Origin of the sequence: Streptomyces sp. NPDC051776 (genome assembly GCF_040681345.1) — a bacterium.
Classification (GTDB): domain Bacteria; phylum Actinomycetota; class Actinomycetes; order Streptomycetales; family Streptomycetaceae; genus Streptomyces.
This window is the reverse complement of record NZ_JBFAYQ010000027.1, coordinates 20,253-43,797: the sequence shown is the minus strand read 5'-3', so window position 1 is coordinate 43,797 and position 23,545 is coordinate 20,253. Positions and strand designations below refer to the sequence as shown.

General features: G+C 72.3%; 22 protein-coding genes. 9 read left to right on the top strand and 13 right to left on the bottom strand.

The genetic code is table 11. The features are described 5' to 3' along the window. Positions 1-94: 94 nt before the first annotated feature. The 3 genes from AB0M26_RS20775 to AB0M26_RS20765 form a co-directional block, all read right to left on the bottom strand. Complete coding sequence (locus AB0M26_RS20775; RefSeq protein ID WP_365263260.1) at positions 95-1,060, bottom strand: folate-binding protein; 966 nt, start codon at positions 1,058-1,060, stop codon at positions 95-97. A gap of 10 nt (positions 1,061-1,070) precedes the next feature. Beyond that, positions 1,071-1,667 carry a transcriptional repressor gene (locus AB0M26_RS20770; protein WP_365263258.1) on the bottom strand — a complete coding sequence of 199 codons (597 nt, stop codon included), beginning with the start codon at positions 1,665-1,667 and terminating at the stop codon, positions 1,071-1,073. Between the two features lie 171 nt (positions 1,668-1,838). Continuing rightward, positions 1,839-2,402 (bottom strand): FABP family protein, encoded by a 564-nt coding sequence (locus AB0M26_RS20765; RefSeq protein WP_365263256.1) that lies wholly within the window; start codon positions 2,400-2,402, stop codon positions 1,839-1,841. Between the two features lie 281 nt (positions 2,403-2,683). Between AB0M26_RS20765 and AB0M26_RS20760 the strand changes: the two genes are divergently transcribed. Beyond that, positions 2,684-3,046: a DsrE family protein gene (locus tag AB0M26_RS20760; RefSeq protein WP_365263254.1), complete on the top strand. Its 363-nt coding sequence runs from the start codon at positions 2,684-2,686 to the stop codon at positions 3,044-3,046. 314 nt (positions 3,047-3,360) lie between these two features. On the opposite strand, the gene AB0M26_RS20755 is transcribed toward AB0M26_RS20760, so the two are convergent. The 7 genes from AB0M26_RS20755 to AB0M26_RS20725 form a co-directional block, all read right to left on the bottom strand. Further along, positions 3,361-3,618 carry a DUF3099 domain-containing protein gene (locus AB0M26_RS20755; protein WP_365263251.1) on the bottom strand — a complete coding sequence of 86 codons (258 nt, stop codon included), beginning with the start codon at positions 3,616-3,618 and terminating at the stop codon, positions 3,361-3,363. 193 nt (positions 3,619-3,811) lie between these two features. Then, positions 3,812-4,102 carry a DUF1416 domain-containing protein gene (locus tag AB0M26_RS20750; RefSeq protein WP_365263248.1) on the bottom strand — a complete coding sequence of 97 codons (291 nt, stop codon included), beginning with the start codon at positions 4,100-4,102 and terminating at the stop codon, positions 3,812-3,814. Between the two features lie 46 nt (positions 4,103-4,148). Then, positions 4,149-4,988 (bottom strand): sulfurtransferase, encoded by an 840-nt coding sequence (locus AB0M26_RS20745; protein WP_365263245.1) that lies wholly within the window; start codon positions 4,986-4,988, stop codon positions 4,149-4,151. Between the two features lie 551 nt (positions 4,989-5,539). After that, the gene (locus tag AB0M26_RS20740) at positions 5,540-6,250 is read right to left on the bottom strand and encodes a DUF2993 domain-containing protein (RefSeq protein WP_365263242.1); all 711 of its coding nucleotides are present in this window, start codon (positions 6,248-6,250) and stop codon (positions 5,540-5,542) included. Between the two features lie 272 nt (positions 6,251-6,522). Then, positions 6,523-7,794, bottom strand: coding sequence for a hypothetical protein (locus AB0M26_RS20735; protein WP_365263322.1), 1,272 nt, complete (start codon positions 7,792-7,794; stop codon positions 6,523-6,525). A 328-nt stretch (positions 7,795-8,122) separates the two neighbouring features. Beyond that, a complete protein-coding gene (locus tag AB0M26_RS20730; protein WP_365263321.1) occupies positions 8,123-8,380 on the bottom strand; it encodes a MoaD/ThiS family protein in 258 nt (85 codons plus the stop codon). A gap of 338 nt (positions 8,381-8,718) precedes the next feature. After that, positions 8,719-9,684: an alpha/beta fold hydrolase gene (locus AB0M26_RS20725; protein ID WP_365263239.1), complete on the bottom strand. Its 966-nt coding sequence runs from the start codon at positions 9,682-9,684 to the stop codon at positions 8,719-8,721. Between the two features lie 284 nt (positions 9,685-9,968). Here AB0M26_RS20725 and AB0M26_RS20720 point away from each other — a divergent pair, with 284 nt between their 5' ends. The 5 genes from AB0M26_RS20720 (at position 9,969) to AB0M26_RS20700 (ending at position 15,531) form a co-directional block, all read left to right on the top strand. Then, positions 9,969-10,829: a response regulator transcription factor gene (locus tag AB0M26_RS20720; protein WP_365263236.1), complete on the top strand. Its 861-nt coding sequence runs from the start codon at positions 9,969-9,971 to the stop codon at positions 10,827-10,829. Positions 10,830-10,853: 24 nt separating this feature from the next. Continuing rightward, a complete protein-coding gene (locus tag AB0M26_RS20715; protein WP_365263233.1) occupies positions 10,854-11,876 on the top strand; it encodes a LacI family DNA-binding transcriptional regulator in 1,023 nt (340 codons plus the stop codon). 177 nt (positions 11,877-12,053) lie between these two features. Continuing rightward, positions 12,054-13,202, top strand: coding sequence for a trypsin-like peptidase domain-containing protein (locus AB0M26_RS20710; protein ID WP_365263230.1), 1,149 nt, complete (start codon positions 12,054-12,056; stop codon positions 13,200-13,202). Positions 13,203-13,279: 77 nt separating this feature from the next. Beyond that, the gene (locus tag AB0M26_RS20705; protein WP_365263227.1) at positions 13,280-14,011 is read left to right on the top strand and encodes a response regulator transcription factor; all 732 of its coding nucleotides are present in this window, start codon (positions 13,280-13,282) and stop codon (positions 14,009-14,011) included. Beyond that, complete coding sequence (locus tag AB0M26_RS20700; RefSeq protein WP_365263224.1) at positions 14,008-15,531, top strand: HAMP domain-containing sensor histidine kinase; 1,524 nt, start codon at positions 14,008-14,010, stop codon at positions 15,529-15,531. Before AB0M26_RS20705 ends, AB0M26_RS20700 begins: the two co-directional genes overlap by 4 nt. A 193-nt stretch (positions 15,532-15,724) precedes the next feature. Here AB0M26_RS20700 and AB0M26_RS20695 read toward each other — a convergent pair whose 3' ends face one another. Continuing rightward, positions 15,725-17,212: a DUF2993 domain-containing protein gene (locus AB0M26_RS20695; protein ID WP_365263221.1), complete on the bottom strand. Its 1,488-nt coding sequence runs from the start codon at positions 17,210-17,212 to the stop codon at positions 15,725-15,727. Positions 17,213-17,362: 150 nt separating this feature from the next. On the opposite strand from AB0M26_RS20695, the gene AB0M26_RS20690 reads away from it, so the two are divergent. Continuing rightward, the gene (locus AB0M26_RS20690) at positions 17,363-17,899 is read left to right on the top strand and encodes an archease (protein WP_365263218.1); all 537 of its coding nucleotides are present in this window, start codon (positions 17,363-17,365) and stop codon (positions 17,897-17,899) included. Positions 17,900-18,184: 285 nt separating this feature from the next. On the opposite strand, the gene AB0M26_RS20685 is transcribed toward AB0M26_RS20690, so the two are convergent. Continuing rightward, on the bottom strand, positions 18,185-19,600 hold the full coding sequence (locus AB0M26_RS20685; protein WP_365263215.1) for an RtcB family protein: 1,416 nt from the start codon (positions 19,598-19,600) through the stop codon (positions 18,185-18,187). A 303-nt stretch (positions 19,601-19,903) separates the two neighbouring features. After that, entirely contained in the window at positions 19,904-21,712 is a 1,809-nt protein-coding gene (locus tag AB0M26_RS20680) for a bifunctional metallophosphatase/5'-nucleotidase (RefSeq protein WP_365263212.1), read from the bottom strand. A 677-nt stretch (positions 21,713-22,389) separates the two neighbouring features. Here AB0M26_RS20680 and mshD point away from each other — a divergent pair. Together mshD and AB0M26_RS20670 are read left to right on the top strand one after the other, a co-directional pair. After that, complete coding sequence (gene mshD, locus AB0M26_RS20675) at positions 22,390-23,268, top strand: mycothiol synthase (protein ID WP_365263320.1); 879 nt, start codon at positions 22,390-22,392, stop codon at positions 23,266-23,268. 77 nt (positions 23,269-23,345) lie between these two features. Beyond that, the coding region (locus AB0M26_RS20670) for a hypothetical protein (RefSeq protein ID WP_365263209.1) at positions 23,346-23,545 on the top strand (200 nt) is incomplete at its 3' end.

Below are 23,545 nucleotides of genomic sequence, written 5' to 3'. Positions count from 1 at the left end.
TTGGGCGTCGGAGAGTTACGGCGTCATGACGCCAACGGGCCTGCGGCCGCGGCCCGTTCGGCATACCGATTTCCCCGGCCGCGAGGGCTCGCTGCTACGGCTCGACGACGACTTCCTGCGCCGCGGCCGTCGAGTCTGCGATCAGCTCCGCGTCCGTGGGCACGTTCCGCTTCACCAGCGCCAGAGCGATCGGCCCCAGCTCGTGGTGGCGCGCCGACGTCGTGACGAAGCCGAGCTGCCGCCCCTCCTCGCCGTCCGCCGCAAGCCGCACCGGCGCCCCGTGGCCCGGCAGCTTCACCTCGCTGCCGTCCAGGTGCAGGAAGACCAGGCGGCGCGGTGGTTTCCCCAGGTTGTGGACGCGGGCCACCGTCTCCTGGCCGCGGTAGCAGCCCTTGTCCAGATGGACGGCCGACTCCAGCCAGCCCAGCTCGTGCGGGATCGTGCGGTGATCGGTCTCCAGCCCGAACCGCGGCCGGTGCGCCTCCACGCGCAGGGCCTCCAGTGCCGTCACGCCGATGGCCGGGCCACCCGCCGCGGCGAAGGACTCCAGGTCGAGGCGGGGCAGAAAGAGGTCGCGGCCGTGCGCGGTCTCCCGTACGGCGACGCCTTCCGGCGTCTCGGTGATCGAGCCTGCGGGCAGGTGCACGACCGCGTAGTCGCCCGTCGCGTCCTTCACCTCGACCTGGTAGAAGAACTTCATGCTCTCCAGGTAGGCGATGAGATCGCCCTGTGTGCCCGGCTCGACGTGGGCCCAGGTCGTCTCGCCGTCGTCCACCAGATAGAGGGCGTGCTCTATGTGGCCGTGCGCCGACAGCACCAGGGCCTCGGTGGCGCGGCCCGGCGGCAGTTCGCTGACGTGCTGGGTGAGGAGCAGGTGCAGCCAGCTCAGCCGCTCCGCACCGCTGATCGTGACCACTCCGCGGTGCGAGAGGTCGACGAAGCCGGTGCCGTCGGCGAGCGCGCGCTGCTCGCGGAACAGGTCGCCGTAGTGGGCGGCGACGCCTTCGTCGGGGGCCTCGGCGGGGACGGCGCCGGGCAGCGACAGCAGGGGGCTCTTCATGGCTATTAGCCTACGGTCCGGTGCGCGGTCCGCCAGGGCGCCCTTCGCCCCCTCCGGCCGGTGCTCCGCCTCGCGCTCCGGCAGGTGCTCCCGTACGCGCCCCCCGGGCCCCTTCGCCGCTCGTGCCCGCCGCTCCGGACCGCTCGCCCGCCGCGACGTCCCCGGCCGCCGCTCCGGACCGCTCGGCCGCCGCGGCCGTGCAGTCCCGGCACGTGCCGAAGATTGCGAAGTGCTTGAGATCGGTGTCGAAACCGAACGTGGCGCGCAGCTCCCGTGTGAAGTCCTCGGCCACCGACACATCGGCCTCGATCACATCCGAGCAGTCGCGGCAGACCAGATGCAGATGGTGGTGCCGGTCCGCCAGGTGGTACGTGGGCGCGCCGTGCCCCAGGTGGGCATGGCTGACCAGCCCGAGCTCCTCCAGCAGCTCCAGCGTCCGGTAGACCGTGGAGATGTTCACGCCGCCGGCAGTGCGCCGGACCTCGGTGAGGATGTCGTCCGGAGTGGCGTGCTCCAGCTTGTCCACGGCCTCCAGCACGAGCTGGCGCTGCGGGGTCAGGCGGTACCCGCGCTTTCTGAGATCGCTCTGCCAGTCGGTGGTCACCACACGGTCAGTGTAGGAGGAGACCGGAGGACGCGGCCGGGACGGCGGGCGCACGCCGTCGAGCACGAGCCCGCATCCGGCGGCTTCTGCCCGAGGGCGGACAGGGGAAAGCCGGGTTCTCGTTGAAGCAGGGATCCGCGGAGCAGAGGGCCCGCGGGAGCGTGAAGGAGGTTCCTACTTGAAGAAGGCGATGCCGTCGTCCGGCAGGTCCTTGAGGTCCCTGGCCCACTCGCGCGGGTCGACGACCTGCTTGAGCTGCGCCGACATGTACGGACGCAGTTCGACCTCGGGGGTGGCCTTCTCACCGACCCACATCAGATCGCCGTTCACGTAGCCGTAGAGCCGCTTGCCGCCGGAGTACGGGCCGGAGGCGGCGGTACGGGCCACGGCGTCGGTGGCCAGGTCGATCTGCGGCTTCTGGTCGGCGAGCTCGCCGTACCAGACCTCGACTACCCCCTGGTCGCGGGTCATGACGACCTCGACCTTGCGCTGCTTGTCGATCCGCCAGAACCCCGTCTCGCTCTCCAGCGGACGGACCTTCCCGCCCTCGCTGTCGAGGACCCAGGTGTGCGAGACGTACTCAAGGAAGTCCCGGCCGTCGTGGCTGAAGATCACTTCCTGGCCGAAGTTGCACTTCTCGTCACCGGGGAAGTCGAAGACTCCAGCGCCTTCCCAGCGGCCGAGGAGAAAAGCGAGGGGGACGAGGTCCGGACTGAGGTCGGACGGGATCTCGATCATGAACTCAGGCGATCTGTGGGAGGGGTGTTGCCTCTGGCGGTCAGCGCTGGCCCTGGAAGAGCTTCTTCACGGTCAGCCCGGCGAACGCGACCACGCCGACGGCGACGAGGACCAGCATGGCGGTGAAGAATGCATCAAGCACGAGCGCGCTCCTCGGCGGATCGGCGGGGTGGGGTTCGTGAATCCTGCGTCGATTCTAATCGGCGCCCAACGGGGCCCGCGCCGCACCCCTCGTTCTCCCGCGGCGGCGGCCGCGTACCGCGCAGCTCTAGAGTTGCCGTATGGCGAAGAAGCTCGTGATCAAGGTGACGGCCGGTGCGGACGCACCGGAGCGGTGCTCGCAGGCGTTCACGGTGGCGGCGGTTGCCGTGGCCAGCGGCGTCGACGTATCGCTCTGGCTGACCGGCGAATCCGCGTGGTTCGCCCTGCCGGGCAAGGCGGCGGAGTTCGACCTTCCGCATGCCGCACCGCTGCCCGAGCTGCTGGACTCGGTGCTCACGGGCGGCCGGGTCACTCTGTGCACGCAGTGTGCGGCGCGCCGGGACATCACGGAGAAGGACGTGATCGAGGGGGTCAGGATCGCGGGGGCCCAGGTCTTCGTGAGCGAGGCGGTGGAGGACGGGACGCAGGCGCTCGTCTACTGACGGACTGGCCGGTGGAGGACGGGACGCGGGTGCTCGTCCACTGACGGACTGGCCGGTGGAGGACGGGACGCGGGTGCTCGTCCACTGACGGACCGGCCGGTGGAGGACGGGACGCAGGCGCTCGTCTACTGATGGACCGGCCGGTGGCGACGGGACGCGCGGGCGCTCGTCCACTGACGGACCGGCCGGTTCGGGCGGGACGGCGTACCGGCCCGGGGCGACATGGCGGCGGGACGACGGACCGGCCGGGTGCCTCCTCCTACCGGCCCTCCGCCTGTCCGGCCGACCGCTTCTGGCGACGGTTCCTGCCGCTCCTAGCGCCGGTTCTTGCCGTCGAGTTCGTCCCACCACAGGTCGGACTGCGGGTCCCCCGAGGGGTCGTCCCACCAGCGGTCGTCGGGCCCGCGGCGGTTCGCGACGATCGCGGCGACCGGCGGGATGACCATGGCGACGATGCACATACCGACGGCGGCGGGCACCGACCACAGCCGTACGACGCCCCAGGCCAGCACGAAGAGCCCCACGCAGAGCCCCATGAGGACGAAGTAGCGCCGTCGTCGCACCGCGTACATAACTCCAGCGTACGACCGGAACCTCCGCCTGTCCGGCACCGATACGGCCGCTCCCGACGCTCGCTCCGGGCATGGCGGAGGGCCGCACCCCGCAGAGCTGTCCAACCCTGGGATGCGGCCCTCCCGCCGGGAAGCCGTGACGGGCGTCGCGCAACGCCCGTCGAGGCTGCCGGATGCCCTCGGACGGGGGCCGTCAGACGGCGATCGCGACGTCCGCCGCGGCGCCCTGCTGGGCGACGACCGTACGGTCCACCGTCGCGCCCGGCACGAGGGCGCGCAGCGTCCAGGTGCCCGGGGCGGCGAAGAACCGGAACTGGCCGGTCGCCGAGGTCGGGACCTCGGCCGTGAACTCGCCGCCGCCGTCGAGGAGGCGGACGTAGCCCGAGACGGGCTCGCCGTCTCGGGTCACCGAACCCTGGATGATCGTTTCCTTGGCCACGTCAACACCTGCCAGGTCCGGGCCGCCGGCTGTTGCTCCACACATGTGCGTCCTTCTTCTTTCGGGGAGGGGATCGGCCGTAGGCCAGGGGTTACTTGGCGGCGCCGAGCTCGATCGGCACGCCGACGAGGGAGCCGTACTCGGTCCAGGAGCCGTCGTAGTTCTTGACGTTCTCCACACCGAGCAGCTCGTGCAGGACGAACCAGGTGAGCGCGGAGCGCTCGCCGATCCGGCAGTACGCGATGGTGTCCTTGGAGAGGTCCACCTCTTCGCCGGCGTACAGCGCCTTGAGGTCGTCGTCCGACTTGAAGGTGCCGTCGTCGTTGGCGTTCTTCGACCACGGGATGTTGCGAGCGCTCGGCACGTGGCCAGGGCGCTGCGACTGCTCCTGCGGCAGGTGCGCCGGGGCGAGCAGCTTGCCGCTGAACTCGTCGGGGGAGCGCACGTCGACCAGGTTCTGGGTGCCGATGGCGGCCACCACGTCGTCGCGGAAAGCGCGGATCGCGGTGTTCTGCGCCTTGGCCTTGTAGTCGGTGGCCGGGCGCTCCGGGACGGCCTCGACCAGGTCGCGGGAGTCGAGCTCCCACTTCTTGCGCCCGCCGTCGAGGAGCTTCACGCTCTCGTGGCCGTAGAGCTTGAAGTACCAGTAGGCGTAGGAGGCGAACCAGTTGTTGTTGCCGCCGTAGAGGATCACCGTGTCGTCGTTGGCGATGCCCTTCTCCGACAGCAGCTTCTCGAAGCCGGTCCGGTCGATGAAGTCACGCCGCACCGGGTCCTGGAGGTCCCTCTTCCAGTCGATGCGTACGGCGTTGCGGATGTGGTTCTTGTCGTAGGCCGAGGTGTCCTCGTCAACCTCCACGACGACCACTTTCGGGTCGTCGAGGTGGGCCTCGACCCAGTCGGCGTCCACGAGGACGTCACTGCGGCTCATGTTCTTCTCCTCCGGGGCTGGGTGCACCCCCAGGTGAAGCGCTGGGGGTGGCTGATTGCGCGAGCGGTTGCGGGCTGTGCGGTGCGCGCGACGGTTCGTGGCGCGCGGCGAAGGCGCGCCGCTTCGGTGAGCGGAGTCGGCCGCCAAAGGGCCTGCGGAGAGCGGGAGTCGGAGACTCCGCTTCAGAAGCTGCGACAGAGCATGGCGGCGACACGGCACAGGTCGACAGCCCGCCGCTTCGTGAGATCCGCCTGTCGAGTCATGCCCCGATCGTAAGGAGGGGTCGGTGGGCATGTCACCGGCGTGTCAAATAATGAGATGCGGATATCCGCGATACGGGACCGTGTAATGGCCGATGTGCGGTGCGACAGCCCTGTGCGGCCCGTCGGGCCCTCGCCTTCTGCGGTACGGACATCGGCGTCTCGCCCTTCGGACCGGCCCACTCCCCGAGCCCGTTCCCGCCCCGGCCGGACGACGTTCCCGCCGGACCGGGAGCTGCGTCCCGAGGCCGGCCGCGTACCCCGAGCCCGAGCTCCGAGCCCTGGGAGCCGTCAGCCCGCGAGCCGCACCCGGCTGCCGGTGACCCCTATGTCGACCCCGTCGGGCGTGGCGACGACCTTGTCCAGCTCGATGCCCTCCGGCAGTCCGACGAGCTTCCGTTCGAAGTCGATCCGCTCGCGGACGACCTTCTCCAGGCCGGGTACCGCCGAGCCGGGAACCGACTCGGCGCGCAGCCGGATCGTGTCGCCACGGACGATGCTGACCGTGCTCACCACGCTCCGCTGGAAGGTCTGCCCGAGGACCGGAAGCTGCAGCCGCGCGGTGACCTTCACCTGGCTCTTGCCCGCCTGGTCCCGTCCGCCGTAGCCGACGGTCACGCCCTCGCTCGACGCCTTCGACAGGTCCGCGTACGAGATGTGGGCCGAGCCGGTGGCACGCTTCGCCGTCGCCGAGGCGAAGTCGCTGTCGATCTTCAGGTCGTGCAGCTCGGCGCTCATCCTGCTGACCCGGATCTCCTGGCCGGCCGCGCTGGCCGTGGCGCCGTCGAGCTTCACCTCGACCTCGTCGAGGTTCTGGCTCATCACCTGGGTGAGGAAGGGGAAGCCCTTGATCGAGACCTCGGGATCGCCGCTCAGGCCCTGGGTGTTCTTGATCTTCTCCGCGGCCTCGTCCTCGGCGAGCCCGACCGCGATGCGGTCGGCTGCCACGAACAGGCCCCCCAGGACCACGGCGACGATCACGAGTATTCGCAGTGCGCGCATTGAGCCGGCTTCCCCACCCTCTGGATCAGACCCCGTTCAGATCCGCTGTCCCGCGAGCCTAACGGCCCGGCCAACGGAAGGGGAGGATCACCCGAACGAGCGAGTTTGTGTCACGGCCCGTCCTGAAGCGGGGGCGTACGGGACGGGCGGGCCCAGTGGGCCCGGGAACCAAGGGAGTTGACGAGAAGTGCCGGGGCCGGGGGACCGAACGGGAAGTACGAGGGCCATCGGCGTGGCAATCGGTGGCTCCGATGCCGGGCCCGTGGGCGACGTCAGCCCAGGGCCCGGCCCAGCACGTAGACGGCGGGCGCGGCCATGGCGAGGGGCAGTGCGACGCCCGCGGTCATGTGGACGAAACGGGACGGATAGTCGTAGCTCGCCACACGCAGCCCGATCAGGGCGCAGCCGCCCGCGACCGCGCCGAGCAGGGCGGCCGGAGCGCCGCCCACCCCCGTCGCTCCGCCCGCCACGATGCCCACGCCCGCGGCGGCGATCAGCGCGGCGGCGGGGGAGGCGTACGGCGGCAGGCGCAGGGCGCGGGCCGGCGCCGCCACGGCGACGGCTGCCGCACCGATGACCACGGCGTCGTCCGAAAAGTCGACGGCGGCGAGATGGCCCGCCGCGAGCACGGTGAAGGCGCTGGACGCGACGCCGGCCGTCAGCGCGTAGAGCCGTTCGTCCGCCGAACTGTGGTTGCGGAGCTGGAGGACCAGGACCAGCAGGCACCACACGCCGAGGGTGCCGAGCGCCACCGTCGGCGCGTGCTGGTGCGCGGTCGCGAGGAGCACGATGTCGGTGGCCAGGCCGCCCGCGAAGGCGAGGACGATGCCCTGGCGGGCGGGCCACATGCCGTTGAGCCGGTACCAGCCCGCGGCCGTCAGCGCTTGCAACAGGAGTACGGGCACGGCGAGCAGGAAGGGGCCGAACGGACCCGGCACCAGCGCAGCGAGCGCCAGCAGCGACGACAGAGCTGCGGTCACCAGCGCGGGCTGCATCCCCGGTGGAATGACCGGTGAACGCCCCTCGGCCCGGGCCCGCTGCGCGGGGGTGAGGGATACGTCCGACGTCGCCGGGACGGCGGCAGCGGCCGCCGCGCCGCCCGGGTGCCCCGTGCCCGTGCTCTCGGCGTGGGCCTGCGCCCCGGGGGAGTGGGCGGGCGTCTGTGCGTGACCGGGCGTCTGTGCGTGACCGGGAGCCTGTGCGTGACCGGCGGACCGGGGCTGGGCCGAGGGGTGGGGATGGTGGCCGGTCCCGGGTCCCATGGCCGGGGCATGACCGGGGGGCTGCGTGTGCCCCGGCGTCTGCGTGTGCCCCGGCGTCTGCGTGTGACCGTGAGCGTGTGTGTGGCCCGGTGGCTGGACGTAGCCGGGTGTCTGTGCTTGTCCCAGGCCTTGCACGGGGCCGGCGGGTGCCTGCGCGCGTCCCGCGCCCTGCATGGGACCGGGTGCCTGCGCGCGCCCCGGCGCCGGGGTGTGGTGCTGAACGGGTTGTTCCGGCGGGAGGGGGCCGGGAGCCTGGTGCTGCCGATTCCGGTACGGCGGCAGATGATGGAACTGCCCGCTGTCGTGCGTCGGGCCACGCCAGGTCTGCGTCTGCGGATCCTCGTACGAGTGCCCGCTCGCTGCACCCGGCCGCGGCCAGTCCGCGCTCTCCGGTGGCGGCCCGGAGGGCCCGGCAGGAGGCCCTGTCGGCCCCGGGGCCCCGTGCTGCGCCGGCTGCGGTGCCTGGTGGGCGTACGGGTCATGGGGACCGTAGGTGTGGTGTGCGTCGTACGGCTGCCGGTGGTGCGGGTTGCCCGGACGAGAGCCGTACGGATCGTGCCGCCCGTACGGCCCCTGCGGATTCTGCGGCTGGTCGTTCATCGCGTCGCGCTCACCCTCCTGCGAACGGCGGGAGCACCTCGACCGTGCCGCCCTCGGCCAGTGTGACCGCCCCATGGCTGCGGGTCCCGACCGGGGCCCCGTCGACGAGGAAGGAGCAGCGCCGGAGCACACGGGCGAACTCGGGCCGCTCGCTGTGCCGTTGGCGCGCCGCGTCCAGGGCGTCGGCCAGGGTCGCGGCGTCGTACGGCTCCTCCGCCGTCCCGGCCGCGGCCTTGGCCGCCGCCCAGTAGCGGATCGTGCCGTGCACGCGGCCGCCCGCCGCGGCGGTGTCCGCCGGGCTCGCGCCGGTGCCCGCGCTGTCGCCGGTGCTCGCGCTGCCCGCGGTGCTCGCGCTGTCGCCGGTGCTCGCGCTGTCGGCGGTGCCCGCGTCCTCGGGCCGCGGGCGGCCCGGTTCGGCCGCGGCGGCGTGCGCGCGCGGGGTGGCCTGGGATGCGGCCATGGGGGCTCCTTCTCCGTCCTCGGCGGTCGGTGGTGCTCCTCACGGAGCGCCGCCCTCCATCATGGCGTGTGCGGCGGGTGGCCGGAGCGAGGCGTGCGTCCCCGGCCGGGCCGGGACCGGACGGTGGCAGCCGCCCTGGTACCCGCTCAGCCGCCCGCCACCAGCCAGTCCGCGATCCGGTGCAGCACTGCGGCCTCCGCGGCGTTCTCCGCGTGTCCCAGGCCCTGCTCGATCCACAGTTCGGCCGCGCCCTCCGGGGCCGCAGCGGCCAGCGAGAGCGGATGGTCCAGCGGGAAGTACGGGTCCTGGTCGCCGTGGACGATCAGCAGGGGTACCGGCGGGATCAGCGGCACCGCCTCGACGGGCGAGAGCGGCACCGGATTCCAGTCCTTCGAATGGATACGGGTGCGCAGTCCGAACCGTCCGACAAGGCGGCCGACCGGCCGCTGTACCACCCAGTGCACCCGCCGCATCGGAGCGGTGCCGCGGTAGTACCAGCGTGCGGGGGCGCTGATCGCCACGACGGCGTCGGTGTGTGCGCCGGGGCGTGACCGCGCGCCGCCGATCCCGTCGCCCGGCCGTGCCGCGTCCGGCCGCAGTATTCCGTCCGGCCGGGTCGCCGCACCCGCCGACGGGTTCCTGTGGAGCGCCGCGTGCCGGATCACGACGGAGCCGCCCATCGAGAACCCGACGGTCGCGACCCGCGTGTGCCCGAGAGACCGGGCCCAGCGCACCGCGGCCGCCACGTCGAGCACCTCCCGGTCGCCCACCGTCGAGCGTCCGCCCGACCGTCCGTGGCCGCGGAAGGAGAACGTGATCACGGCCGCGTGCCGGCCGAACTCGTGCGCGGCTCGCTGCAGCGCGGGGCGGTGCAGCGAGCCGGTGAAGCCGTGGGCGACCACGACGGCGAGGTCGTCGCCCGGCCCTGCCGCGGTCCCGGCGTCACCGGCCGTGCCGTCACCGACCGCGGCGCCCGCCCGGGGCTCGTACGCGGCCTCGATCCGCACCCCGTCGTCCGTCAGCAGCGTCGTGCTCCGGCGCCCATGGCGGATACCTGACGTGATCGGGGGAACACGTGACCGTGCACACGCGGCTCCCGGCTCGGAACTCATGTGGGCTATTCTTGCTGCACAGAGGATCCGGGCAGTGCAGCCCCCGGGTCCTTTCGTGCTTCCAGGCGCCTCGTGCGCGGATGAGCACGGGCGTGCTCCGTGGCGCGGGGCCGCCGCCGTACGACGGTACAGAGCCGTGCCGCAGACTTCCCCAGGCCACTGGGTTGTGCCCCATCACGGGACCGAGGAGGAACCGACGTCATGGGCAAGCCAAGCGTGCGAGCCGTGCAGAGCCGTACGATCCGGACATACGGATACCTTTCCGCGAGAGAAGGGGGCCGTCGATGAGTTCACTGCTGCTGCTCACGAACGCCCTGCAGCCCTCGACCGAAGTCCTCCCCGCCCTCGGACTGCTCCTGCACAGCGTGCGCGTGGCACCGGCGGAGGGCCCGGCTCTGGTGGACACCCCGGGTGCCGATGTGATCCTCGTCGACGGGCGGCGGGACCTCCCGCAGGTCCGCTCGCTCTGCCAGCTCCTGCGCTCCACCGGCCCCGGCAGCCCGCTCATCCTCGTGGTGACCGAGGGCGGTCTCGCGGCCGTCACCGCCGACTGGGGCGTCGACGACGTCCTGCTCGACACGGCGGGGCCGGCCGAGGTCGAGGCCCGGCTGCGGCTGGCGATGGGCCGGCAGCAGATCACCGCCGACGACAGCCCGACGGAGATCCGCAACGGCGACCTGTCGGTGGACGAGGCGACCTACAGTGCCAAGCTCAAGGGCCGGGTGCTCGATCTGACCTTCAAGGAGTTCGAGCTGCTGAAGTACCTGGCGCAGCACCCCGGCCGGGTGTTCACGCGGGCCCAGCTCCTCCAGGAGGTGTGGGGGTACGACTACTTCGGCGGTACGCGGACCGTGGACGTCCATGTACGGCGGCTGCGCGCCAAGCTCGGCCCCGAGCACGAGTCGCTGATCGGAACCGTCCGCAACGTCGGCTACCGCTTCGTCACCCCGGAGAAGGCCGAGCGGGCCGCGGAACGTGCCGCCAAGGAGGCCGAGAAGGCCGAGGCGGCGGCCGCCGGAGGGGGCCCGGGCGAGCGCTCGTCCGGTACCGGAGGCGGTACCGGAGGGGGTACGGGACGCGGTGAGGCGCGAGAAGTGGCGCGGAACGGCGCACAAGCCGTTGCCGCACGCCCGGCGAAGGGCTGAGTCATCACGCGTAGACTGCCCGCCGTGGCCAAGGTGACGCGTGACGATGTGGCAAGGCTGGCGGGGACCTCGACCGCGGTGGTCAGCTACGTCATCAATAACGGACCCAGGCCGGTCGCCCCGGCCACCCGCGAGCGGGTTCTCGCCGCCATCAAGGAGCTGGGTTACCGGCCCGACCGGGTTGCCCAGGCCATGGCGTCCCGGCGCACGGACCTCATAGGGATGATCGTCCCGGACGCGCGGCAGCCGTTCTTCGCGGAGATGGCCCACGCCGTGGAACAGGCCGCCGCCGACCGCGGAAAGATGGTGCTCGTCGGCAACTCCGACTACCTGGACGAGCGCGAGGTCCACTATCTGCGGGCGTTCCTCGGCATGCGCGTGGCCGGTCTCATCCTGGTCAGCCAGGGCCCCAGCGAGCACGCGGCCGCGGAGATCGACGCCTGGGACGCGCGCGTCGTGCTGCTGCACAGGCGCCCGGACGCGATCGACGACGTGGCCGTGGTGACGGACGACATCGGCGGTGCGCAGCTCGCCACCCGCCACCTCCTGGAGCACGGCCACGCGTACGTCGCGTGCCTCGGCGGCGTGGCGTCCACGCCGGTGATCGGCGACCCCGTGACCGACCATGTCGAAGGGTGGCGGCGCGCGATGCGCGAGGCGGGGCGGCCGACGGAGGGCCGCCTTTTCCAGGCCCAGTACAACCGCTACGACGCGTACGAGGTGGCGCTGGAACTCCTCGGCGGCCCGAACCGGCCCCCGGCGATCGTGTGCGCCACGGACGACCAGGCGATCGGCGTGCTGCGGGCAGCGCGCGAGCTCCGCATCGACGTACCCGGAGAGCTGGCGGTCGCGGGGTTCGACGACGTGAAGGAAGCGGCGCTGACCGACCCGCCGCTCACCACGGTCGCCTCGGACCGCGAGGCGATGGCACGGGCCGCGGTGGACCTGGTCCTGGACGACGGGCTGCGGGTCGCCGGGTCGCGGCGCGAGAGGCTGAAGCAGTTCCCGTCGGGGCTGGTGATCCGCAAGTCCTGCGGCTGCCACTGAGCGGCTCCGGGCGCCGGCGCACGGGCGTCAAGGTCCCGGCCGAGCGCCGCCCCGGCCCGGGTCTTCCGTATCCGCGTCCGGCCCGGATCTTCCCGCATCCGCCCCGGCCCGGATCTTCTGCCCGGGTTCTCAGGGCGGTCTCAGAGGTTTCTCATCTTGCGCGGTGAGAGTCGGTGCATGACCGACAACGATGCGTTTCGCAATCCGTATCAGGCGCCGCGAATCCCGGAGCGGCCCCGGCACGAGCCGCCGGTGGCCGGGCCCGGAGGCGTCACCATCTGGCCGGGCGGAGGCGGTCCGGCTCCGGTCGGCCCTGGTGGGAGCGGTGCCGCTCCCGGCGGTTCGGGCAGCGCCGGTGCTCCTCCCGGCGGTCCGGGTAGCGCCGGTGTCGGTGACGCCGGCAGCCGCGGTGTCATCCCCTCGTTCGGCGGCTCGCACCGCCGGGCACGCAAGCCGGTCGCCCTGATCGCCGCCGTGGCCATCCTCGCCGCGGGAGTGGGCGGTGGCACCGCGCTGTTCGTCGACCATCTCGCCGCCGGTACGGGCGACGGGCGCAGCAACTCCGTCGCCGGTACGTTCACCTCGAACTCCGTCCCCGCCGACGGCACCGTGGCGTCGGTCGCCAGTGCGGTCGGCCCGAGCGTCGTCGAGATCACAGCGACCTCGCCGAACGGCCGCTCCACCGGCTCCGGCGTCATCACCACAGCCGACGGCGAGATCCTGACCAACAACCACGTCATCTCCGGGGCCTCGTCCATCAAGATCAGGTTCAGCGACGGCAAGACCGCCACCGCCGAAGTCGTCGGCACCGACCCCGATCTCGACATGGCGCTCGTGAAGGCGCGGAACGTCAGCGGGCTGAAGCCCGCCGCGCTCGGCGACTCCGACCAGGTGAAGGTCGGCGACGAGGTCGTCGCCATCGGGTCGCCCGAGGGCCTGTCCGGCACAGTCACCAGCGGCATCATCTCCGCGCTCGACCGGGAGGTGACCGTCCAGAAGGAGGACGGCGACGGCCGGCGGCCGGGCAGCGGCGACCAGTGGCCCTTCGAGTTCGGCGGGGGCCGGTACAACGGCGACGTCGGCGAATCCACCACCACCTACAAGGCTCTGCAGACCGACGCCTCGCTCAACCCCGGCAACTCAGGCGGCGCGCTCGTCAACATGCGAGGCCAGATCATCGGCATCAACTCGGCCATGTACGCGCCGGCGTCGGCGACCGGCGGGCAGTCCGGCAGCGCAGGCAGCATCGGCCTCGGCTTCGCCATCCCGGTCAACGACGTCAAGAAGATCCTCGACGACCTGCGGGACGGCGGCAGTGGCGGCTGAACCTCCGCCGCCGTCCCTGGCGTGCGAGGCTGACGGTGTCCGCCCTCCTGCAGAAGACCACCGAGGTACGAGTCCGTATGAGCCCCGCCGAAGGCGACCACCGGATCCTGATCGTCGACGACGAACCCGCCGTGCGCGAGGCACTCCGGCGCAGCCTCGCGTTCGAGGGGTACGACACCGAGCTGGCGGTCGACGGGCTCGAGGCGCTGGAGAAGGTCGAGGCCCTGGAGCCCGATCTCGTCGTGCTCGATGTGCTGATGCCCCGTATGGACGGGCTCACCGCGGCCCGGAGGCTGCGCGCGTCCGGCGTGCGCGTGCCCATCCTGATGCTGACGGCGCGCGACACGGTCGGCGACCGCGTGACCGGCCTGGACGCGGGCGCGGACGACTATCTGGTCAAGCCGTTCGAGCTGGACGAGTTGCTGGCCCGGATCCGTGCGCTGCTGCGCCGCAGTTCGTACGCCGCGTCCGCCGGGGTGCCCGAACCGCCGGACCATGTGCTGTCGTTCGGTGATCTGCGGATGGACCTCGCCACGCGCGAGGTGACCCGCGGGGAGCGGGCGGTCCAGCTCACGCGGACGGAGTTCACGTTGCTGGAGATGTTTCTCTCCCACCCGCGCCAGGTGTTGACCCGCGAACAGATCCTCAAAGCCGTCTGGGGTTTCGACTTCGAGCCGGCGTCCAACTCCCTGGACGTCTACGTGATGTATCTGCGCCGCAAGACCGAGGCGGGAGGGGAGCCGCGGATCGTGCACACGGTCCGCGGCGTCGGGTACGCCCTGCGCGGCGCGGACGGCGGTGCCTCATGACCAGCCGCTTCCGCCGGCTGCCGCTGCGCTCGCGGCTGGCCCTCCTCGCGGCGCTCGCCGTGGCGGTGGCGGTGGCGGTGTGCGCGACGGCGTGCTGGTTCCTGGTGCGGGGGGCGCTGATCGACTCCCTCGACGAGTCGCTGCGGGACAGCCGCGGCCGGTTCCCCGACCGCGCCGTCATCGCGCTCGTCGACTCCGGCGACTGCCGGGCGACCCCGCCCCCGCAGAACGGGCAGGGCCTCGACGACCCGTTCCGCTCCACGGTCCAGGTCGTGACGCGCGACGGCACCGGCTGCGTCGTCTTCGGCCGCCAGTCGCTGGACGTGACGGCCGAGGACACCGCCGTAGCGGCCGGCTCGTCGGACAAGGCCGTGCACGACGCCAAGGGCTCGAACGGTGCCGAGTACCGCGTCCTGACCACACCCCTGCGCGGTACCGACGCCGCCGTGTCGGTGGCCCGACCGCTCGGCGAGGTCGACGACTCCCTCGGCTCGCTCGCGCTGGTCCTCGGCCTCGTCGCGGGGGTCGGCGTGGTCGGTGCCGCGAGTGCCGGGCTGTGGATCGCCAGGGCCGGACTCAAACCGGTCGACCGGCTGACCGAGGCGGTCGAGCACGTGGCGCGAACGGAGGACCTGGCCGTACGGATCCCGGCAGAGGGCGGGGACGAAATCGCCCGGCTGTCACGGTCGTTCAATGCGATGACCGCCGCGCTCGCCTCCTCCCGCGACCGGCAGCAGCAGCTCATCGCAGATGCGGGGCACGAACTGCGCACCCCGCTCACCTCGCTGCGCACGAACATCGAACTCCTGCTGCGCAGCGAGGAGACCGGCCGCGCGCTGCCGCCCGGCGACCGGCGCGCGCTGCTGGACTCCGTCCGTGCCCAGGTCGCCGAACTGGCCGCGCTCATCGGCGATCTGCAGGAGCTGTCCCGCGCCGACGAGGTGGCCGGGAGCGCGGGGGCGGAAGTCGTGGCGCTGCACGAGATCGCCGACCGGGCCGTTCAGCGGGCTCGGCCGCGCGGCAAGGATCTGACGATCACGGCCGACCTCGATCCCTGGTACGTGCGCGGCGAATCCGCGGCGCTGGAGCGTGCGGTGATCAACCTCCTCGACAACGCAGTGAAGTTCTCCCGTGGTGGCGAGGGCGGTGGTGACGTTGGTGGTGAGGGCGGTGGTGAGGGCGGTGGTGAGGGCGGTGGTGAGGCCCGGGACAAGAACGCGCCCGCGGCGGGCACCGGCAGCACGCGCAAGGGCCGTTCCGTCGAAGTCGCCCTCAAGGCAGGCGAGCTGACCGTACGGGACCACGGCCCCGGTGTTCCGGCCGACGAACTGCCGCATGTCTTCGAGCGGTTCTGGCGCTCCCCGTCGGCACGGAGCCTCCCGGGCTCCGGCCTCGGACTCTCCATCGTCGCCCGCGCCGTCCAGCAGGCCGGCGGCCAGGTGGCCCTCCGTCCGGCCGAGGGCGGCGGGACCGTCGCCGTCGTCACCCTCCCTGGGGCCGACCGGCCCCCCGCGGAGTAGCCCGGCCTCAACCGGGGCCGAGCGACCCGGCCCACCCCTTGCCGTACCGTCCCCCCACACCTGCACCCGGCGCGTGTGGGTCCGGGCACCGTCTTCAAGTCCCGTCTGCCCCGCGGCGTCTGGCCCCCAGCTACCGCTGGGAGGTGCCCCCACCCCAGCTACGCCGCGAGGCCCGCCCTGCGGGCGGACGACGCTACTTCGAAGACGGTCCTTGTCCCCGGGCCGCTTCGCCGAGCGGCAGGTCCATGCCGGACAGGTCGGCGCGGATCCCGTCCCGCTCCACCGAGATGTTCCGCAGCCGTACGTACCCGGGCACCTCCGGCAGTTCGAAGGCAAGGGAGAGTCGCTCCGCGAGCACCGGGGGCGTCAGCTTCGTCAGCCCCGCCAGCAGCGACCGGTCGATGCCGACCTTCTCCAGCAGCCAGGGGTGGTCGGCCACCACATCGACGAGGTTGAGTTCCATGGCCCGCTTCACGAACCGCGGCGACCCGGTGATCTCGCTCACCCGCTCGTCGCTGCGCAGCGTCGCCTCCAGGGCCGACGCCGGCACGCCGAACCGCTGCGCCAGTGACGGCACCGACAGCAGCCCCTTGGCCTGCGCCACGTTGCGCCTGACCTTCTCCGCGCCCTTATGAGTGAGCTGTAGCCCGGCCTTTTTGCCCGGCCGGTACGTGGCCACGTCCGCGATGTCGAGCCGCATCCCGGTGATGTCGGTCTCGATGCCCCGTCCGCCCACACGCCGGATGTGCGCCTCGGCCTGCATGCGCAGTTCGTGGCCCGCCACCGGCAGCGCCCCCACCGCCCGGACCGAGTCGCGTCCGCGTTCGGTGAACCTCACCTGGGACGAGCCCAGTTCGCGGTTGAGGTCATCGAAGGAGAGCAGCACTTCGCCCTTCATACGCCCGATGACCGCCCCCTTGATGGACGAGGGAAGACTGCCGGTCAACCGGACGTTCCGCGCGGACGCCTCCACTTTCGCGAGAGAGACGCGGTCGGCCGCGACATCGGGAATGGCCACATCCACACGGTCGAGGCGCTTGCCTGCCAGCTGCGTCAGGAACGGGAAGCCATGGATGTCGACCTCCGGATCCGCCGCCAAATGCAGGGAGTTCTTGAGCTTCTCCTCGGCCTTCTTCTCCGCGTAGAGCGCCGCCCAGCGATCGGCCACGGTCAGGAACGCTGCCGCGACCAGCACTGCGACGACCGCCTTCATGACCATCGGCAGCGCGGCGAACCTCCCGCGGCGGCGGCGCGACCGGCGGTGGTCGGGCGGGGTCCAGGCATCCTCCGAGGCGTCGCCGTCCTCGCGGAGACCGAGGCCCAGCGGGTCGTCGTCACCGCGGTCGTCAGCCGGGGCGTAGAACGCGTAGTCCTCCTCGGGATCGGCGAGCGCGGCCAGATCCTCGTACGGATTGCGCGGCGTGGCGCGCGCGGACGCCGATGGGACACCGGGGTCGTGCGGGACGGTGCCGTAACCGCCCTGGGGGGCCGTGGTGCTGTCCATCTCGGCGGCCGGCGCGTACGCGTACTCGCCCTGGACATGGGCGGGTTCGGCCCAGGTGGCACCGACCGGAAGGGCTTCCGCATAGGGGCCCTCGGCGTAGGGGCCGTCCGCGTACGCGGGCTCCGCGCAGGGGTCGGGCGCGCTGTGCCGCAGGGGTATGCGTGTGGGGGTTCGCATCGGAACATCCGATCATGTGGGCCACCCCCGATCGCAACTTCTGAGGGCGGGTGTCGGCCAGTGCGTCCGATGTCACACCCGGGCCTGCCGAACCTAGACTCCTTGCCGGCAATGCCAGCAGGCTGTCCGGCCCCGACAACGAGGTCCTCCATGACGACGCCGACGCCCATGCGCGGCCACCGCGCGGTCCCCCATACCGCTGACATCCGCATCGAGGCCTGGGCGCCTACGCGCGATGAGTGCATCGCGGAGGCCGTACTCGGTCTGGTGGATTCCTTCGCGGATGTGACGGGGGTGCGGCCCGAGCGGTTGGTGACGGTGTCGGTTCCCGAAGGACCGGCCGAGGACATACTGCTCGCGGTGCTGGACGAGGTGATCTATCGGCTGGAAGTGCACGGTGACGTGCCGGTCGACATCGAGGCCGCTGAGGTCGAGGCCGCTGAGGTCGAGACGGAGGGGGGCGAGGGAGCGCAGGGCGGCTCCGGGTCGGAGGCGGGTGCCATTGGGGCGGAGACCGGCGACGAGGAGCCGGTGGCCGCCGAGGGCGCGCTGGACCTGCGGCTCGCCGTGACCGGCACCGAACATGTGGAGGCGGTGGGCGCGCAGCCGAAGGCGGTGGCGCTGCACGGGCTGCGCTTCGCCGCCGAGCACGGACGCTGGTCGTGCGCGGTGACCGTCGACGTCTGATCCGGGGCCCACCCCGGGTCCGGGCCGATGCCCCGCCGGAGAGCCTGCCGCAGCGGCCTGCCGCGGGGTCCGGCCGCGGGCGTCCGGCCGCGTGGTGCGACCGGGGGCGACCGTGGTCCGCACGGTCGATCAGCCTGCGGCGACGTCGGGTCCATGACGACATAGTGCCCGTGCCGATTTCGGCCCGTGCCGACGTCCTGTCCGCGGAACGGCGGCCGTCCCGTGACGACATCCTGTCCGTCGAACGACGTCCGGTCCGTGGATACTTCTCTTCCCGCGGCGGCGTCAGCCCTTGACGACGCCCAGAGGGGTGAGCCGGACGACCTTCCGGCACAGCCCCGCCGCCTCGCTCGTCTCCACCACCGCGTCCACGTCCTTGTACGCCTCCGGCGTCTCCTCCGCCAACCCCCGCCAGGAACCCGCCCGTACGGCGATCCCCTGCCGCTCCAGCCGGTCCCGCAGCTCCTTGCCGGGCACCGTCCTGACCGCCGCGTGCCGGCTGAGCACGCGGCCCGCGCCGTGGCACGTCGACGCGAACGCCGTCCCGCCCGCCACCCCGGTCAGGACGTACGAGGCCGTGCCCATCGTCCCCGGGATCAGCACCGGTTGTCCGAACGGCCGCAGACCGGGGGGCAGTTCGGGGTGGTCGGGGGGTAGTGCCCGCGTCGCCCCCTTGCGGTGCACGCACAGCCGCCGCGGCTCGCCCCCGACATCGTGGGGCTCCGACTTGGCGAGATTGTGCGAGACGTCATAGACCAGCTCGAGCGGGGACACGGTGACCTTGGCGAAGACCTGGCGGGCGGCGTCGGCGAGCAACTGCCGGTTGGCGCGGGCGTAGTTGGCGGCGGCGGCCATCGCCCCGAGGTAGGCTCGCCCGCGCGGCGAGTCGACCGGCGCGCAGGCGAGCTGCCGGTCGGGCACCTCGATGCCGTGGCGCGCCATGTCCGGCTCCATCGCCCGTACGTGGTCGGTGCAGATCTGGTGGCCCAGGCCGCGCGAACCGCAGTGGATCATGACGCAGACCTGGCCCGGGCGCAGCCCGAACGCCGCCGCCGCGGCGTCGTCGTAGACCTCGGCGACCTGCTGCACCTCCAGGAAGTGGTTGCCGGAGCCCAGGCTGCCGACCTGGCCGAGACCGCGGTCCAGGGCGCGGCCGCCCACCTGCCCGAGGTCGGCGTCGGAGACCGCGCCGTGGTCCTCGCACCGCTCCAGGTCGCGGGGCTCGCCGTGGCCCGCCTCCACGGCGTAACGGGAGCCGCCGGCCAGGACGTTCTCGAGCTCGTCCGGTCCGGAGAGGTGCCAGACGGCGCCGCGTCGCATGCCCCGGGGGGTCACGCGGCCGAGGCCGTCCATCAGCCGCTCCAAGGCGGCCCGCGTCAGTTCCGACGCGGTGAGGCCGGCCGCCAGCAGCCGTACCCCGCAGGAGATGTCGAAGCCGACGCCGCCGGGCGAGACGACGCCGCCCCGGTCGATGTCGGTGGCCGCCACGCCGCCGATGGGAAAGCCATAGCCCCAGTGCACATCGGGCATCGCGTACGACGCGGTGACGATGCCGGGCAGCGTGGCGACGTTCACGACCTGTTCCAGCGCCTCGCCGCCCCGGGGCAGCAGGTCGCGGGAGGCGAACACGATGCCCGGCACTCTCATCGGGCCGTCGCGGGCGATCCGGAAGCGGTGGGGTGTCTCCTCGACGATGTCCATGGCGTGTCCGTGGCTCCGGCGGTGGCCGTACCGTCCCCGTGGGGTCACTTCCGGAGTGCCCGCGAGACGCCGAACCATGCGCCGACGGCGCGGCCGTACGGCTCATGAAGTCGTGCGGCCGTACGAGCCTGACGGGCCTGACGGGCCTGACGGGCCCGACGGGCGTACGGGCCTGACGGCGGGACGCCGACGGCCCGGCGGGGTGGTGTCCCGCCGGGCCGTCGCCGGTAGTGCGGTGGTGGTGCGGTTGTGGTGAAGGGCGGCCGCTGCCTCACGACCGCGGATCCGCTGCGGTCGCGACCGCTACTTCACGACCTCGATCCGGTCCGCCTTCGGCGGGGCCAGGGGCTCGGAGGCCGAGGAGTGCTCGCCGAAGTAGGCGATGAGCGCCTCCAGGTCGGACTTTCCGACCAGCTTGTTCTTGCCTTCCTTGAAGGCCGCGAAGCCGTCACCGCCGCCGGACAGGAACTCGTTCATCGCGACGCGGTAGGTCTTCGCCGGGTCGATCGCCTCGCCGTCGAGCTTGACCGAGTCCTTCACGACGCGGTCCGCGCCGGACTTCGTCATGTCCAGGGTGTAGGTGAAGCCCTTCGAGACCTGAAGGATCCTGGGCGAGGCCTCGTTCGCGCCGCTGACCTGCTGCTGAAGCGCGGTGATGAGCTGCTCACCGGTGAGGTCGATCGCGGTCATCATGTTGGTGAACGGCTGGACGGTGAACCCCTCGCCGTAGGTCACGACGCCGTCGCCCTCGCCGCCCGACGCCTTGTGCACCAGGTCGGATCGGATGCCGCCCGGGTTCATCAGCGCGATCTGCGCCCCGCCCTTGTCGGCCGGGGCCATGGCCTCGAGCTGCGCGTCCGAGATCAGGTCGCCGAGCGGCGTCTCGGGCGTCGTGGCGCCGCGGCCCGGGATGTCGGCGGAGATGTAGCCGATGGGGCGGCCCGCGATCGGCGCGGCCAGCTTGTCCCAGCGCTTGATCAGCGAGGTCATGTCCTCGGCCTTGGGCTGGTCGCGGCGCACGACGTGGTTGGCCGAGTCGACCTTCGTACGGACGATGTCACCGCTGCGGCGGTCGTACGTGAGCGTGGTGTCCGTGTAGAGCTTGCCGAACGAGGACGCCGAGGTGACCATGCGCGGCTTGCCGTCCGGGTCCGGGACGGTGCACACGTACGCCTGGTGCGTGTGGCCCGTGACCAGCGCGTCGACCTTCGGCGTGATGCCCTTGGCAATGTCGGAGATGGGGCCGGAGATGCCGTCGCCCGGACCGGGGCTGTCGCAGTCGTAGTTGTAGTTGGGGGAGGCGGGCGACCCGCCCTCGTGGATGAGGGCGACGATCGACTTCACGCCGCGCCGCTCCAGCTCCTTGGCGTACTTGTTGACCGTCTTGATCTCGTCGTGGAACTTCAGGCCCTTGACGCCCTCGGCGGAGACGACGTCCGGGGTGCCCTCCAGGGTCACCCCGATGAACCCGATCTTGACGCCGTGCTTCTTCCAGATCGTGTACGGCTTGAGGATCGGCTTGCCGGTCTTCTCGTCCGTGACGTTGGCGGCGAGGTAGGGGAAGTCGGCGCCCTTGAAGACCTTGCCGTCCTCGAAGCAGCCGTCCTTGGGGTGGCAGCCGCCCTTCTGCATGCGCGCGAGTTCGGCCCGCCCCTCGTCGAACTCGTGGTTGCCGACGCTGGTGACGTCCAGGTCGAGCTTGTTCATCGCCTCGATGGTGGGCTCGTCGTGGAAGAGCCCGGAGACCAGCGGGCTGGCACCGATCATGTCGCCCGCGGCGGCTGTGACGCTGTACGGGTTGTCCTTGCGCGCCTTGCGGAGCGAGGTGGCGAGGTACTCGACGCCGCCCGCGTCGATCTTCGTCGTGCTGCCGTCCGCGTTCTGCTCGGTCACTTGGCCCGAGGAGCCGGCCGGGGGTTCCAGATTCCCGTGGAAGTCGTTGAAGGAGAGCAACTGCACGTCGACGGTGCGGCCGTGGCCGCCGCCGTGACGGTCGGTGGTCTCGGCTCCGGCCGGCAGGGCGGCGGTCAGGACGCCGGCCGCGGCGGCCAGCACGGCCGCACCTGCCGTGAACCGGCGGGCGGCGCGGCGACGTTGAGGTGTCGCTGGCATGAGTTCCCCTTCGTGGACAGCGAGATGCCGCGGAACGACGGTCTCGGGTTGGGGGCAGCCTACGGTCAACGCGCGTAGCGTGTCAGGACTGTTGAGGTAACGAGCACATTGCACCTGGGTGGATGATCACCCCTATGGGCGGACAACAGTGACGAATGCCGCGAGTTGGTCTGATGGTCGTGGGCGGGAGCGCCTCGGCGAGGGCCGGACGAACTCCGGGCGCACGGCTGCCCGGAGCGCGCCGCACCCCGTACGAGCCGTGGAGGTGCCTCCGTGACGGGAGGTCCGTGCGCGTGCCCGTCCGATGCGGGGCCCGGCACGTTGTACGGGCGCGAACGCCCGGGGTCCGGACGCCCGCGGGTCGCGAACGGCCGCCGGGTGCGCACTCCGCGGGTCGCGAACGGCCGCCGCGCGCGCACGTGAACGGCCTCTCGGTGCGCCCGGGAACGGCTGCCCGGCGCGCACATGAACCGCCTTCGGTGCGCCCCGGAACGGCTGCCCGGCGCACAAGTGAACCCCGCCCGGCGCGCTCCTCCCGAGGTTTCCCGCATCCCGCCCGCGCCCGGGTGGTCCGCCACCAAGGCACCTGGTCGTAGGCTCAGGTCATGAGCAATCTGGTGGACGGTACGGGCGCCGCGCGCAGCATCGAGGTTCTCGACGAGGTCGGGCCCGACGCGATGCCTGACGTACTGGAACTGCTCCGGGAAGCGGCTCGCGTCGACGGGCAGCAGGCCGTGTCGGAACAGGGCCGCCTGCAGCTTCGCGGCGGAGCCCGCGACGGCGTGCGGCACCTGCTGCTGCGCGAGGACGACGGCGAGAGCGGACGCCTCCTCGCCGGATACGCCCAGCTCGAAGAGACCGATCCGGTCGAAGCCCCGGCCGCCGAACTCGTCGTACGCCCAGAGCGGCGCGGGCGCGGCCACGGGCGGGCTCTGGGCGCTGCGCTGCTCGAAACCTCGGGCAAGCGGCTGCGGCTCTGGGCGCACGGTGGCCACCCGGCGGCGCGCCACCTGGCACAGGTCCTCGGCCTCTCGCTCTTCCGTGAGCTGCGGCAGATGCGGCGTCCGCTGGCCGGTCTCGACCTGGCGGAGCCGATCCTGCCGGAGGGCGTGACCGTACGGGCCTTCCGCCCAGGCGAGGACGACGCGGCGTGGCTGGCCGCCAACGCCGCCGCCTTCGCGCACCACCCGGAGCAGGGGACGCTCGCGCAGCGGGACCTGGACGACCGCAAGGGCGAGCCCTGGTTCGACCCGGAGGGCTTCTTCCTCGCGGTGCGGAAGGAGCCGGAGGGCGAACGGGTCGTCGGATTCCACTGGACCAAGATCCACGCCGAGGACCAGCTCGGCGAGGTGTACGTGCTGGGTGTCGTCCCCGGCGAGCAGGGCGGCGGCCTGGGCAAGGCCCTCACCGCAGTGGGCCTCAGGCATCTGGAGGCCCAGGCCCTGCCGACCGCGATGCTTTACGTGGACGCGGACAACACCCCGGCGGTGACGGTCTACGAACGGCTGGGCTTCGTCACGCACGCAGCGGATCTGATGTACCGGACGGAGACCTGAGCCAACGGGTGCGGAACACGGTGCCCCGAGGGCGCCTCGTCCGATGCGGCCCGGGGACTGCGGCCGGGTGCCGCCCGGTGGGTGGGTTCGAGCAGGAGCGGGGCGGGACGGGGCGGGCGGAGGACCGGAAGACGCCCGCCGCACCCGGCGATCCGGCACGGCCGCACCCGGCGATCCGGTACGGCCGCACCCGGCGATCCGGTACGGCCGCACCCGGCGATCCGGTACGGCCGCACCCGGCGATCCGGTACGGCCGCACCCGGCGATCCGGTACGGC

What these genes read in the sequence shown, in the direction of transcription:
- AB0M26_RS20775 (WP_365263260.1), bottom strand. Translation starts at nt 1,060, where the DNA reads ATGAAGAGCCCCCTGCTGTCGCTGCCCGGCGCCGTCCCCGCCGAGGCC.
- AB0M26_RS20765 (WP_365263256.1), bottom strand. Translation starts at nt 2,402, where the DNA reads ATGATCGAGATCCCGTCCGACCTCAGTCCGGACCTCGTCCCCCTCGCT.
- AB0M26_RS20760 (WP_365263254.1), top strand. Translation starts at nt 2,684, where the DNA reads ATGGCGAAGAAGCTCGTGATCAAGGTGACGGCCGGTGCGGACGCACCG.
- AB0M26_RS20755 (WP_365263251.1), bottom strand. Translation starts at nt 3,618, where the DNA reads ATGTACGCGGTGCGACGACGGCGCTACTTCGTCCTCATGGGGCTCTGC.
- AB0M26_RS20750 (WP_365263248.1), bottom strand. Translation starts at nt 4,102, where the DNA reads ATGTGTGGAGCAACAGCCGGCGGCCCGGACCTGGCAGGTGTTGACGTG.
- AB0M26_RS20745 (WP_365263245.1), bottom strand. Translation starts at nt 4,988, where the DNA reads ATGAGCCGCAGTGACGTCCTCGTGGACGCCGACTGGGTCGAGGCCCAC.
- AB0M26_RS20740 (WP_365263242.1), bottom strand. Translation starts at nt 6,250, where the DNA reads ATGCGCGCACTGCGAATACTCGTGATCGTCGCCGTGGTCCTGGGGGGC.
- AB0M26_RS20725 (WP_365263239.1), bottom strand. Translation starts at nt 9,684, where the DNA reads ATGAGTTCCGAGCCGGGAGCCGCGTGTGCACGGTCACGTGTTCCCCCG.
- AB0M26_RS20720 (WP_365263236.1), top strand. Translation starts at nt 9,969, where the DNA reads ATGAGTTCACTGCTGCTGCTCACGAACGCCCTGCAGCCCTCGACCGAA.
- AB0M26_RS20710 (WP_365263230.1), top strand. Translation starts at nt 12,054, where the DNA reads ATGACCGACAACGATGCGTTTCGCAATCCGTATCAGGCGCCGCGAATC.
- AB0M26_RS20705 (WP_365263227.1), top strand. Translation starts at nt 13,280, where the DNA reads ATGAGCCCCGCCGAAGGCGACCACCGGATCCTGATCGTCGACGACGAA.
- AB0M26_RS20700 (WP_365263224.1), top strand. Translation starts at nt 14,008, where the DNA reads ATGACCAGCCGCTTCCGCCGGCTGCCGCTGCGCTCGCGGCTGGCCCTC.
- AB0M26_RS20695 (WP_365263221.1), bottom strand. Translation starts at nt 17,212, where the DNA reads ATGCGAACCCCCACACGCATACCCCTGCGGCACAGCGCGCCCGACCCC.
- AB0M26_RS20690 (WP_365263218.1), top strand. Translation starts at nt 17,363, where the DNA reads ATGACGACGCCGACGCCCATGCGCGGCCACCGCGCGGTCCCCCATACC.
- AB0M26_RS20685 (WP_365263215.1), bottom strand. Translation starts at nt 19,600, where the DNA reads ATGGACATCGTCGAGGAGACACCCCACCGCTTCCGGATCGCCCGCGAC.
- AB0M26_RS20680 (WP_365263212.1), bottom strand. Translation starts at nt 21,712, where the DNA reads ATGCCAGCGACACCTCAACGTCGCCGCGCCGCCCGCCGGTTCACGGCA.
- mshD (WP_365263320.1), top strand. Translation starts at nt 22,390, where the DNA reads ATGCCTGACGTACTGGAACTGCTCCGGGAAGCGGCTCGCGTCGACGGG.